At 43.1% G+C, this 12,765-nt stretch carries 13 protein-coding genes; 10 read left to right on the top strand and 3 right to left on the bottom strand.

Annotation, left to right across the window (positions count from 1 at the left end):
* Nucleotides 1-36: 36 nt before the first annotated feature.
* The 5 genes from NSQ91_RS18970 (at nucleotide 37) to ybaK (ending at nucleotide 2,906) form a co-directional block, all read left to right on the top strand.
* Complete coding sequence (locus tag NSQ91_RS18970) at nucleotides 37-657, top strand: bifunctional transcriptional activator/DNA repair enzyme AdaA (protein ID WP_076304456.1); 621 nt, start codon at nucleotides 37-39, stop codon at nucleotides 655-657.
* The gene (locus tag NSQ91_RS18965; RefSeq protein WP_076129825.1) at nucleotides 647-1,180 is read left to right on the top strand and encodes a methylated-DNA--[protein]-cysteine S-methyltransferase; all 534 of its coding nucleotides are present in this window, start codon (nucleotides 647-649) and stop codon (nucleotides 1,178-1,180) included. Before NSQ91_RS18970 ends, NSQ91_RS18965 begins: the two co-directional genes overlap by 11 nt.
* Nucleotides 1,177-1,995 (top strand): SPL family radical SAM protein, encoded by an 819-nt coding sequence (locus NSQ91_RS18960; protein ID WP_076304455.1) that lies wholly within the window; start codon nucleotides 1,177-1,179, stop codon nucleotides 1,993-1,995. Before NSQ91_RS18965 ends, NSQ91_RS18960 begins: the two co-directional genes overlap by 4 nt.
* An 85-nt stretch (nucleotides 1,996-2,080) precedes the next feature.
* A complete protein-coding gene (locus NSQ91_RS18955) occupies nucleotides 2,081-2,332 on the top strand; it encodes a YolD-like family protein (protein ID WP_036688306.1) in 252 nt (83 codons plus the stop codon).
* Between the two features lie 100 nt (nucleotides 2,333-2,432).
* Nucleotides 2,433-2,906, top strand: coding sequence for a Cys-tRNA(Pro) deacylase (gene ybaK / locus NSQ91_RS18950; protein ID WP_076304454.1), 474 nt, complete (start codon nucleotides 2,433-2,435; stop codon nucleotides 2,904-2,906).
* Here ybaK and NSQ91_RS18945 read toward each other — a convergent pair.
* The 3 genes from NSQ91_RS18945 to NSQ91_RS18935 form a co-directional block, all read right to left on the bottom strand.
* Nucleotides 2,895-3,647 (bottom strand): YdcF family protein, encoded by a 753-nt coding sequence (locus NSQ91_RS18945; RefSeq protein ID WP_076304453.1) that lies wholly within the window; start codon nucleotides 3,645-3,647, stop codon nucleotides 2,895-2,897. The genes ybaK and NSQ91_RS18945 overlap by 12 nt on opposite strands.
* 61 nt (nucleotides 3,648-3,708) lie before the next feature.
* Nucleotides 3,709-4,944: an MFS transporter gene (locus NSQ91_RS18940; RefSeq protein ID WP_076304452.1), complete on the bottom strand. Its 1,236-nt coding sequence runs from the start codon at nucleotides 4,942-4,944 to the stop codon at nucleotides 3,709-3,711.
* A gap of 156 nt (nucleotides 4,945-5,100) precedes the next feature.
* Nucleotides 5,101-5,583: a MarR family transcriptional regulator gene (locus NSQ91_RS18935; RefSeq protein ID WP_076304451.1), complete on the bottom strand. Its 483-nt coding sequence runs from the start codon at nucleotides 5,581-5,583 to the stop codon at nucleotides 5,101-5,103.
* A 279-nt stretch (nucleotides 5,584-5,862) separates the two neighbouring features.
* On the opposite strand from NSQ91_RS18935, the gene NSQ91_RS18930 reads away from it, so the two are divergent.
* The 5 genes from NSQ91_RS18930 to NSQ91_RS18910 all read left to right on the top strand — a co-directional run bounded on the left by NSQ91_RS18930 (nucleotide 5,863) and on the right by NSQ91_RS18910 (nucleotide 12,690).
* Complete coding sequence (locus NSQ91_RS18930) at nucleotides 5,863-7,464, top strand: response regulator (RefSeq protein ID WP_076217822.1); 1,602 nt, start codon at nucleotides 5,863-5,865, stop codon at nucleotides 7,462-7,464.
* A 32-nt stretch (nucleotides 7,465-7,496) separates the two neighbouring features.
* Nucleotides 7,497-9,278 carry a cache domain-containing sensor histidine kinase gene (locus NSQ91_RS18925; protein ID WP_076304450.1) on the top strand — a complete coding sequence of 594 codons (1,782 nt, stop codon included), beginning with the start codon at nucleotides 7,497-7,499 and terminating at the stop codon, nucleotides 9,276-9,278.
* A gap of 202 nt (nucleotides 9,279-9,480) precedes the next feature.
* Complete coding sequence (locus NSQ91_RS18920; RefSeq protein WP_076129833.1) at nucleotides 9,481-10,830, top strand: ABC transporter substrate-binding protein; 1,350 nt, start codon at nucleotides 9,481-9,483, stop codon at nucleotides 10,828-10,830.
* 83 nt (nucleotides 10,831-10,913) lie between these two features.
* Nucleotides 10,914-11,852 (top strand): carbohydrate ABC transporter permease, encoded by a 939-nt coding sequence (locus NSQ91_RS18915; RefSeq protein ID WP_076129834.1) that lies wholly within the window; start codon nucleotides 10,914-10,916, stop codon nucleotides 11,850-11,852.
* 1 nt (nucleotide 11,853) lies between these two features.
* Nucleotides 11,854-12,690 (top strand): carbohydrate ABC transporter permease, encoded by an 837-nt coding sequence (locus NSQ91_RS18910; RefSeq protein ID WP_175619013.1) that lies wholly within the window; start codon nucleotides 11,854-11,856, stop codon nucleotides 12,688-12,690.
* Nucleotides 12,691-12,765: the final 75 nt, after the last annotated feature.

Here is a 12,765-nt window from a genome sequence, read left to right as displayed (position 1 = left end):
CTGCTCAGGGGTATAATTGCATTAGAGGTGAAGGCGATGAACAGGATTGAAGATGAGGAACAAATGACTGAGGAGCAATGGCAGGCTATTTTGCAAAACAATGTTGCTTATAACGACATATTTTTTTATGCGGTGAAGACTACAGGAATTTTTTGTCGACCCTCCTGCAAATCCAAAGCACCCAATCGGGAGAATGCGTGTGTTTTTCAGAATGCTGAACAAGCGCTGGCAGCCGGATTTCGTCCTTGCAAAAGATGTAAACCGACAGGTGAGCGTCTTCCTGATAAGGAATGGGTAGCTGTGATGACGGAGTACATTGATCATAATTATATGGTCCCCCTCACCCTTGAAACGTTAGCTGAGGTATGTCATGGCAGTCCTTATCATTTACATCGAACCTTTAAGAAAGTAACAGGAATCACTCCCGTGGATTATATACAGCAAAAGAGAATCGCTAAGGCCTCTGAGTATTTGCTTACTACAGAGCAGGCAGTTGCTGAGATTGCATTACGTGTGGGTCTGCCCAATACATCATATTTTATTACTTTATATAAGAAAAAAACGGGGTATACACCCACACAGTTTCGTCAGCTTAACAAACAGAAAGTAACGTTGGCTTCTGATTTTATTTTGGAGGGACCGAATCATGGAGAATAAAAAAAATGCTATTCTATACTGGACATTATTAACCGATAAGGATTGGAGTTTTTATATTGCAGCCACTGAGAAGGGGTTAAGTTATGTGGGTTCGCAGCAGCAACCCTTTGAGGAATTAAGCGAATGGGTTAGACGTCGTTTTCCGGGGAGTGAACTGGTGCAGAACGATGAGAAGATGGCGCCTTATGTGAGGGAGCTTAGTGAATATTTGCAAGGGAACCGGCAGAGCTTCGGCATTCCTTTTGATTATCAGGGAACTCCATTTCAGCTTGCAGTGTGGAAGGCGTTATGTGAAATTCCATATGGACAAACCTGGTCCTATTCGGATATTGCCACACATATTCAAAGACCAGCTGCGGTGCGCGCGGTAGGGACTGCCATTGGCGCGAATCCGATTCTGATTACGGTGCCCTGCCACCGGGTTATTGGTAAGAATGGGACATTAACAGGATACCGGGGTGGTTTGGATATGAAGACCAAGCTACTTCAGTTGGAGAGAGGAGAGTATACAGCAGATATATGAAAATAGAGTCCAATTACACCTCCCCAAAAACCTTGCTGAATAAAGGAACAGGTTATCTGTCAGGCTACAGTCATTCCTTAAATCCATATACGGGCTGCACTTATGGCTGTTCCTATTGTTATGTACGTCAGATGCCTGTCTCGCTGTTCCGCAAAGAGGAGTGGGGGACGTGGGTAGATGTTAAACAAGAAGCGGCTGCAATTTTACAAAAAGAACTGCACAAAGCGAAGGCGAAAGGTCCCGTCTCTATTTTTATGTCGTCAAGCACAGATCCCTATCAACCGGTAGAGCATAAGGAAGAGGTGACGAGATCTTTACTGGAGGTTATGGTTCAAGATCCGCCCGATTTCCTATTCGTGCAGACGCGTAGTCCGCTGGTTCGCAGAGATATAGATTTATTATTACGTTTACAGGATAAGGTTCGTGTAAGTATAACTGTAGAAACAGACCGAGAAGATATTCGCCAAAAATTCACACCAAGCGCTCCTCCCATTGCTGCAAGACTGAAGACGTTACAGCTTTTACGTGAAGCTGGCATCCCCATTCAAGCTACTATAGCGCCAGTACTGCCAAGCAGTCCAACTTTTCCAGCAACCTTAAGGGCTTTGGTGGATAGAGTCTGTGTGGATGACTATTTTATGGGCGACGGCAGCGGCGGCAAACGCACACGGAGATTAGGGATTTATTCCCTATATGAAGAGCTGCAACTGGAAGATTGGTATGATCCTGCAGCATATCGCAGAGTGTATGAAGGACTTCAGCAAGTTTTTTCCGAAGAGGAGCTATTCTTGAGCCAGAAGGGGTTCGAGCCTTAATCTGAAACATGGTATAATAAATGAGAGCATTCATACTTAGTATTTAATATACTTAATATCCGTAATAGCTTATTGGAGGATTAGTGTGGCAAAAGCAAAGGTGGCCAAGCGGCCCACAAGAGATGAATTTGTGCTTGAGGAGTTAGGTAATCAGTTAGTTGAAGCTAAGCAAGAAGGTTCTGAGATTTTATTGACCGTATGGGGAAAAGAAGAAGAGGTACGCGGCATGATCGTGGAAATGGATTCGCGAACCGGGAAAGTACACCTCAGTAACCATGAAGAAATCATAAAAGTTCCTTTTATGGATATCATGCAGGTTAATTATCCCAGAGATTAATGGGCACGGCAGCAACAGGAGGTCCTGAAAGCTATCATAGCTTTGGGGCCTCTTTGATCATAAAGGTAAGGAATAGAGGATATAGAAAGGGAGGTCAACAATGCAAGTAACCAAAACCAATGCGATGCGAATGCTGGATGCCAAAAAAATCGGCTATGAAGTGTTCGCCTATGACAATGAAGATGGACTAATCCATGGCACGGCTGTGGCTGAGAAGATTGGAAAGGCGGCAGAGACGGTTTTTAAAACGTTGGTCGCTCATAGCGGTGCAAATCTTTATGTATTTGTTATCCCAGTTGACGAAGAGCTGGATCTCAAAAAGGCGGCCAAAGCCGCCGGAGAGAAAAAAATTGAGATGCTGCCAGTGAAGGATCTGCAGAAATGGACAGGGTATATCCGCGGTGGTTGTTCACCTGTTGGAATGAAAAAGCTGTACCCCACGTTCATTGAGAGCAGCGCAGAAGGGCTGGAAACGATGGCTGTCAGCGCTGGGAAGATTGGCCAGCAAATGGATGTAGCCCCACAGTTACTCGCTGAGGTTGTACATGCGAAATTTACAGAACTAATCAAATAGCCGAGCAGCAAGCTGGCCTAAATATTCCTTCAATGCTAACCCTGTTGTGGAGATCGCTCCCGGGGATGGACTGAACTTGGCGGGCTGCAGTGCAATATCAGCGCTGGCGATATAATCCGTAGGATAGGCTTGCGCTGTTAGCCCTGCATTCTTAAAGTGCAACATCGCTCGGGACATATGAAAACCTGAAGTAACTAGTATAGGTTTTATAAGTCCGGTTTGTTGCAGGATGGCTGCGGTATTTACAGCGTTTTGCTCCGTGTTGAGGGATTGATTTTCGATCAGGATGTCCTCTTCGGGTATGCCGAGACCCAGTAGTTGTCTTTGCGCGATATCCGCTTCATTACCACTGTCGGAGAATACTTGTCCGCCAGAAAATAAGATTGGCAGACCTGTCTGCCGATGGAGGCGAACAGCAGTAAGCAGGCGATTTGCCGCTGATCCGTATAAATTGCCCTCGCCGTCTATATCCGGTGTGCCAGAGCTGGCGCCCCCGCCGAGTACGACGATGACATCTCCTTGCAAAGTTTCCGGCTGCGGATATTTCCGTTCTAGACTGCCGATCAGCGCATCGCTGACTAAGGGTGTCATGGAGAAATACATTAATAGTGTAACCCCGAGTAGAACTAGTGCTGGCCGGCGGTTTTTTTTCCATAACCAAATGACTAAACCTAGCAGAAGCACGATAAACAGGCCGGGAGGAAGCACAAAGCTGTATACAATTTTGATGATGTAAATCAACAGTATCAACCGCCTTCTAAAAATATAAGTTCAGGTTGTATTGTAACATGAGATTGCAAGATTACATATTTACATGCGTATCCTTATACAAAACGGATATTGCCGCAGCTATCAGGATCATCCCCATAAAAGCGGGTGCAGCATGGCCAAGTGATACATATATTTGACCTCCAATGACAGGCCCGATCATTCTTGCTAAAGCCTGAATAGATTGGCTACCGCCTTGAATCCTCCCTTGTTCACTAGAATCGACAGACTTGGAAAGCATCCCATTGAATGAAGGCCCAAAGATCGAATCCCCAAAACCAAATATAAACATTCCAGCGATAAAAAGCGGATAGTATGAGAACAAAGCAGATAGTGCAATAAGACTGTAGCCTATAATCTCTGAAACCATTCCAAGAATTGCGATCTGTTTATCCCTAAATTTCAGCAAAAGCTTAGGCATGATGAAACCCTGTGAAATGATGTCTTGGAAGCCCATAATTGAAAACATCAGTCCGATTAGTGCAGGCTTCCAGCTGAAAGTATCCATTGTGAATTGTGAAAAAACAGCCTGTAAAGATCCGTTGGGTATCCAGAGTAAGAATGCTGAGACCAGTAGCCTTTTTAAGTTTTTTATGGACAATATGCTTGCAAGCTGTGTAAATGGATTCAGTCTTACCAAGGTAATTTCTTTTAGTCTATTGTTCTTGTCAAGGCTCTCAGGCATAAAAAAGAATCCGTAAACAACATTTAATAAGGTTATTATTGCTCCGAAATACATAGGTACAGAATAACCAAACTTGGCAAGTAAACCGCCTAGCGTTGGACCAATGACGGTGCCTACTCCTACAACCGCACTCACCCAGCCAAAGTATTTGGTTCTCTGTTCTGGAGGAATGATGTCAGCAAAATAGGCGAAGATAGTACCTATGCTTCCGCCAGTTATACCTTCTATTATACGTCCAACAAAAAGTACCCATAACGCTCCTCCTATCCCAAAAACTAAGTATCCAATCGCGGAACCCAAAAGGCATACCAAAAGTAATGGACGACGCCCGTATTTGTCACTCAAAGCTCCAAGTGCAGGGGCTGCAAAAAATACGCAGACTGCATAAACAGACGTCAGCAGCGTGACAACTATAGCCTGTTCTCTCGGATTGCTTATATAAGGCTGCACTAAAAATGGGACAACGGGCACGATGATACTGAAGCCTATTCCGCACAGAAACACAGAGATCAAACCGAAGATTAGAGCGTGTTTATCTACGGTTTGCTCTGTGTTCTGTTCATTATGTGATCTGAATTTGAACATTAAATTCTCTCCTCAAAAGTTGATTTTTTGATTCCTTGGAAACAAATCTGGTACATCACCATTTTTATCACGGTTTTGTTTCCGTGTCAACAAAATAATGACCATAAAAATGCAGCCTTTCTCATAAGAGCCCGGCTGCATGGAGTTTCATTTTCATTATTCGAATTTATTCGGATTAAAATCTATACCCTGTTTCTTTATTTCTGCATCCAAATGCCTACTATACTTTTCTACGAAGCTAAGCATACTGTCAAATTGCTCCTCAGTTACCTGCTCAAATACGGCTTTATCCCGCTCTTGGAACTCTTTGTGCAGGTCCTCATGGATTTTATAAATTACTTTCCCTTGCTCAGTAAGCTTAAAATAGATTTCTTTTTTGTTATCCGATTTTTGGTAGCTTTCGATGAGGCCCTTTTGGATGAGCTTCTTAGTTAATTTACTTATGGCACCGCGAGTCATATAAAAGGACTCTGCAAGTTTTGTGACGTTGGAATCTGCATTTTTTTCAATGTATTCGATGCAATGTACTTCAGAAGGTTTATAACCCTTAAGACTGTCTTCCATCTTATCCTTATTAAGCCAAACCATCTTGTTATATACGTCCCTGAAACCCATCATGACCTGATCTTCTTTGTTCATGGCCTGTCCTCCCAGCGCTCTTACATTAACAAATTATATTGATTTTTTGATTCTATTTCAACAATATTAAAGTTGAGGATAGTTTGTTTCATTGAACTTTAGATAAAAATAACAGGTGAGTAGTAACAAGCGTAGATATAATATTCTTAAGAAACTGCGGTTTCTTCTTAAGAAAGTTCATCCGCTTGAAGCTGCACCAAAGATTGTTTGTCTGTTATCATAAGATTAAGATGATTGGACAGCTGTGGGATGATTTCTCTAAGGTAGGAGGACTGCATAATGAAGAGTATTCGGGTACTGCTCGCAGATGATGAACCGGTGATTTTGCGAGGCCTAAAAAAACTGATTTCATGGGAGAAGCTTGGACTCACCATTGTTGGAGAGGCCAGTGATGGAATTGAGCTGAAACAACAGATCGAGGATTGTGATCCTGATCTGATTATTAGTGATATAAGCATGCCAGGATATACAGGGATTGATATCATCCGCGAAATTCATGAAGCTGGCAGAGCGGTGAAGGTTATTTTTATAAGCGCTTATCAGGAGTTTACGTATGCCCGTCAAGCACTGCAATATGGTGCGCTGGATTATTTGGTGAAGCCCGTGAACAAAAATCAGCTGGAACAGGTTGTGAGCAAAGCCGTTTCCCTTATTCGTCAAGAAACAGAAGGCGAGCGCAACAAAGAGAAGCTGAACCATTATGAACAGAGAAACCGCAGATTAACGATCGAAGAATTGCTCGACAAGCTGACGGACGGCAATAAGGGAACAGCAGACACCTTGCTTGATATGGGAATTATAGCGTTAAGTCGCTACGTCAGTATTTGTTTGGTAGAGACGGACGAGTCGTCGGGGCAGCCTTCCAGATGGGAAGAACGCGAACGTAAGCTAATTGATTTTGCACTGTCTAACATTATTAAAGAAACCGTGGAGCAAAGCGATAATAGCTATATGTTCCGTAAAGGGGAACGTTTTTGTATCCTGCTCCAGCATGAATATGCTGAGGAACCAGAGAGAATTGCCTTAGACCTCCATGACAAAATTACAAGTTTTCTGAAATTAAAGGTGACCCTTGGGGTAGGCAATCCTGTTGACGGTATGGATGATGCTGATGAATCTTATCGCCAAGCTTTGAAAGCGCTAAATTATAAATATTTTACAGGGCCTAATCGTGTGATTCCTGTTAAAGAGAGCAGGTATGAGAGTGAATCATTGATTCAAGCTCCGCTGCATGAAATCCAGTCCGCCCTTGGGATTGCCATGAAATCACAACACAAAGAACAAATTGAGCAAGAGTGCCTGCGATTATTTCAGACGATCCGGCAGACGGCAGGCGGGAATAGAAACCAAGCCGTTTCTACCGTATACAATACATTCTTGCAGCTTGAACAGGAGCTTATTCAATTCGGTGTGGAGGCAGGTCCATCACTTCAGGATACAAATCCGATTCTTGAACGATTGGCTAATTATTCTACCTTCCAAGAGGTGGAGGAAGATTTCCGTGTGCTTTTGAACAAAATGTCCGGGCAAATTGGCAGTCGCATGGGCAGTAAGGAACTGAAGCAGCTTTCCCAGGTGAAGACTTATATTGAGGAGCATTATCCAGAAAATATTACACTGGAATCTATGGCAGGGATGATGTTTATGAATTCCTATTATTTCAGCAGCTTTTTCAAAAAACATACCGGACAGAACTTTAAGAATTATGTCACTGAGGTGAGGATGAATCATGCCCTTCGTTTATTGCTGCAAAGCGATATGATGGTTTATGAGATTGCCGATAGTGTAGGCTACAACAATGCCCGGCATTTTAGCGATATGTTTAAGAAGAAATATGGCAAGCTGCCACAAGAATATAAGCAATCCTTCAAAAGCCAATAGTCAGATGGATAGCAAAGGGGATGCCTTCATTCATGTTTATCTGGGGCCGAAGATCCAAAAGTATATTTGTTAAATTCTCCGCTTCCTTTTTATTAGTCGGCCTAATTCCGCTTTTTGCACTTAGCTACATTTCTGTGCAGACGTTTTCCGGATATGTCGAGCGTTACACAACAAGCAATTTGCAGCAAATGGTGCTATATATGAGCTATAACCTGAATTCAGCCTTTAATCAGTACAATGAGGTCTCTAAGCTGATGTATACGGGACGATATGAAGGTTTTATCGAGAGTTATTCGCAGAATCAAACCTATAATGTAAATGAGCTGGAGCAGATCAATACGATTCCTATTGAAACCTTTCTAAAAACAGTTCTCTACAGTGATTCCTACATCACCAGTGTTTATTTTCATAGGGAGTCAGACGATAAGCTCTACTATCAGGAAAAAGAAAACAGAGGGGTCAATTTTGATTTGCTGCCTTATCAAGATTGGTTAACTAAAATGGCTCCAAATCCTTCACAAGTGGCAATTTTCCCTACCCATTCCGAAGAATATTATACAGGTTCAAAGCGCAGTGTGTTCACCATCGGCCGTACTTTAATTGATATTTCCGGGCGTGTCACCAAAGATCCCAAGATAGTAGGGACCTTGTTTATGGATGTGGATGTTTCGTTATTTAATCAGTTCTTCAGAGAATTAAATCTGGGGGGACAGGATGAATTATTTCTGCTGGATGGCGACGGAAATGTATATTTCACGAATGAGACAAGGTCGGCGAATGGAGAGGCTTTTCGGGCTAAAAAGGACGAGGAGATGATCGTTCTCAGTGAAGAGATTCCTTTTCTTAAAGGCACGGTGACTGCCAGAATTCATCGAGCGAATTTATTCGATCAGCTTTTTTCAGCCCGTACGACGGTGTTTATAGCGATGTTTATTTGTGCGATTGCAATGATCATCATGGGTGTCTGGTTCTCTAGGCGGCTGGCTGCTCCGATTCGGAACTTAATTAAGCAAATGGCTATCGTAGAATCCGGTAATTTGGATACCCAGATGGTCGTGAACAGCAATGATGAAATGGGTAGACTTAGCCATGGTTTTAACCGAATGGTCGAGCGTTTACAAGCCTATATCGATGAAGCTTACGTTGCCCAGATCAAGCAGAAGCAAACGGAGTTAAATGCTCTGAAGAGTCAGATTCGTCCGCATTATTTATACAACACCCTGGAAGTCATTCGAATGAATGCGGTGGATAAAGATAATGATGAGGTCGCAGATATGATTTTATCACTCTCTAACCAGTTGAAATATGTAATCGACTATGGAGAGGATAGGGTAAGCATACGACAGGAGCTGGAGCATCTACGGGATTATTTCTATATTATCTCTGTGCGGTATGAGAATAAGTTTGAGCTTGTAGTCGATCTCTCACCCGAAGTGGATCTGAACTGGTACATTCTGAAATTGTCACTTCAGCCGTTAGTTGAAAATGCTATCCAGCATGGCTTGCGCAGTCAAGGCAGAGGGACAGTTGGATTGACGATCGAAAAGAAAGATGAAATGCTGTTGGTTACGATCTATGATGATGGAATCGGTATGAGCAAGGAAAAGGTACAGCAGTTGGCTGAAACCTTGGAAGAGCCTAGTTCGCCTAGCAAAAATGTTGGACTTAAAAATGTACATGAACGAATTCGTACAGTGTACGGAGCAGAATACGGGGTATCTATCAGCAGCCGGGAGCATATTGGGACATCAATTCTATTGTTGCTTCCGATTGTAGAGGATCCGTATAAAATCTCGGATTCGGAGAATGCGTAAAGGATAGACGATGAACGGAAGACTGCGGTCTTTCGTTCTTTTTTTACTTATTCTTAAATTCACCGCATATCCCGCTTAAAAAAGTTCATTCTAACTATTTATAAGGAATGCTATTCTATTAGCAACGGAAACGCTTTCGAGAGATGATGCGCACATCTTGCTTCAGTTTCCACGGTTCACTAAAAGGGGAGGCTATTATGATATGTACAAAAAAACAATGATGAAACTATCCGTATTGTTACTTGCCACAACAACAGTTTTGACTGCTTGCGGTGGAAATAATAATAATGCAGGAAGTAAGGCAACTAATACGCCAGCATCCGAGACGCCTTCAAATACACCGCAAGAGAACAAAAAAGAGGTTAGCTTTACGATAGGTTACGCCTCCGGAGATCCGGCCACCAAAAAAGCTATCTCAGATACGGTCAAAAAGTTTACTGCAGCTAATCCAAATGTCACTATTAAAGATTTGAGCGAAACTTCATCCGCTGCCTATCTTGACTGGCTGAAAACCAAGGATGCTGTGGGTGAATTCCCGGACCTGGTGGAAATGCGGGATACAGAAGTTTTTGCCGATGCGGGTAAGATTGTAGAGCTGCCTTCCGATCTGCTAGATTTATTCGAAGCCCCTCCACAAGTGGATGGTAAGGTGTGGAACGCACCGCTGCAAGTGAACGCTCCCCAAGGGATTATCTACAGCAAAAAAGCCTATGCGGATGCAGGGATCACCGAGCTTCCAAAAACCTATGACGAATTCATCGCCATCCAAGAAAAATTGAAAACATCGGGCATTACTCCGATTGTAGTAGGCGGAAAAGATATTTTCCATATGGGTTTCTGGGTTAACAAATTCCTGATTGATGAGGTCTACTCGAAAGATGCAGATTGGAACTCCAAACGTACCGCTAAAACGGTCAGCTTCACTGATGCTAATGTAGTTCAAGGCATAACGGACTTCAAAGAATTGTTCAAGAATTATGTCGATAAAGGTTGGCTCAGCACGGGCGACAATCAGACCGCTTCGATTCTTGTTTCTGGCAAAGCAGCACAATTGTACTCCGGTACGTGGATGTTTACACAAATCGCTGAAGCAGACCCGAACTTTGAATTTGGCTTCTATGCTCTTCCTGACCGTGAAGGGAAAATCAATGTCATAGGTCTTCCGTCACCTGCAGGCTGGTCTTTATCGGCTGAAGCCGCTAAGGATGCAGACAAAACAGAAGCCATCAAAGACTTTATCCGTTTCTTCTTCGCCCCAGAACAGTATTCGAACTATTTAGCAACGATAAATGCGATTCCTTCAACAAAAGAGAAAGTAACCTATGACACAAGTGAACAAATGCAGGTGGCTTTGGATCTTATTGCTGACCCGAATGTAGTGAAATCGTTGGCGATCAATAACTGGTGGGGAGACAATCTAATCCCTCCACAATTCCGTAACTGGTACTACAAGCTGTTGCAGGATCTCGTGGTAAAAGATGGAGATGTAGCGAAGTACATGAAAGATGCGGATACAGAGTATGACAACCAAGTGAAAGCTAATCAGATGTAAGAGCAGCGCCTGATCGAGCAACCTCTGCTGCTGCAGAGGTTCTCTTTTTAACAAGCGCGGTCTTTAAGGGAGGGAGAGTAGCCATGGCTACATCCGCAGTAAATGCTGACAAGTCATTGATAGGCACTGTGCAGCACAAAAAGAAAAAGAAAAAATGGCAGTCCTACGCTCTGCTGTTCATATTACCATCATTTATTTTGTACACCTTGTTCGTTATCGTCCCTACGGTAGGCAGTGTCTATTTAAGCTTCACCTCATGGGATGGCATTAGCGACAACGTAAGGTATATCGGCTTCGCTAACTTTGTGGAAATTTGGAATAGTCCAAGGGTGCATAACGCACTGAAAAATACGATGATCATGACTATTTCACTTGTTGTTCTAGAGAATATTGCAGCAATTGCAATGGCTATGATGGTCGATAAGGTACGCTGGTTCCGGAATTTATTCAGAAGTGTATTTTATTTCCCTACGTTGCTTAGTGGGATCGTAATGGGTTTCGTCTGGGCGATGATCCTGAATTACAACTTTGGTGTATTTAATCAGATTCTGGAGTCTGTTGGGCTTGGAACCTGGATTGTGGATTGGTTGGGCAATCCTAAATATGCGATGCTGTCGATTATTTTGTCTACCGTTTGGAAAGGCGCGGGGTATTATATGATCATTTATCTCGCTGGATTGCAAGGTATTCCGCAGGAATTGAATGAGGCGGCCAGTATTGATGGAGCAGGGGGCTGGCAACAGTTCCGGCATATTACCTTTCCGCTGCTTGCGGGGTCAATGACTGTATGTATGGTATTATCGATGATCAGCGCCTTGAAGATTTTTGATCAGATTGCCGTCATGACTGATGGTGGTCCGGGCTTTGAGACGGAGACATTAACTTATATTATTTATAAGGTTGGGTTTGGTGAATTAAGACAAGGTTTTGGTACTGCGCTGGCGATGGTCTTGTTCTTAATCATACTTATCATTACAGTCTTCCAAGTGAAGGTTCTCCAGAAGCGGGAGGTGCAGCTCTAAGATGACGATGCAAACACGCAAAAGAGTTGGGCAAATCGCACTTTTCATTGTTACATTATTAGTGGCTATTATCTTTTTCTTTCCTATTTTCTTTAATTTGATGTCAGCCTTCAAGAGTAATGCAGAGATTATGAAGGATGCCATTGCTTTTCCGAAAACCCTTTATCTGGACAGCTTTAAATATCTGTTAACCGAAACAGAGTTTCCACGGGCTATTCTGAATAGTCTGATTTTGACAGCATTTTCTATTGCGGCACAGGTCTTGATTATTCCGATGGCGGGCTACGCAATTGAACGCAGAAATGCCAGATGGACCCGGTTCATGTTTGTTTACTTTTTAGCAGGAATGATGATCCCTTTTCAGGCGTATATGATTCCTCTGTTTAAAGAGCTTAGAATGCTGGGGTTATACGGCAGCCTTGCCGGTCCAATTCTAATTTATGTAGCCGGTGCGGTGGGCTTTGGGTGCCTGCTGTATACAAGCTTTGTCAAAGGCATTCCTAGAGAAATTGAAGAAGCGGCAGAGATCGACGGATGTTCTCGTTATGCGATATTTTGGAAAATTGTTTTCCCGCTGCTAGGACCCGTCACAGCCAGTATGGTGGTCTTAAACGGACTTGGAATCTGGAATGATTTCCTGATGCCGATGCTGGTATTGCCTTCAGGACAGGCTAAAACTATGGTCGTGGAAATTTACCGTTATATCGGAGAATTCTCCTCACGTTGGGATATGATTTTTGCAGGAACAGCAATGTCGGTTGTGCCTGTGCTGATTGTGTTTATCGCCTTGCAGAAGTATTTTGTTAAGGGGATTGCGTCTGGTGCAACGAAGGGTTAATTCATAAAAAGGGATATATCCTGTGACCACTTAGTGGGCTGCGGGGTACATCCCTTTTTTTTGTATGGGAAACAA

It is taken from the genome of Paenibacillus sp. FSL R7-0048 (genome assembly GCF_038004505.1).
In the GTDB taxonomy this organism is placed as follows: Bacteria; Bacillota; Bacilli; order Paenibacillales; family Paenibacillaceae; genus Paenibacillus_AQ; species Paenibacillus_AQ odorifer.
Note: the sequence above shows the minus strand (reverse complement) of the source record. Positions and strands in the feature narration are given on the sequence as shown.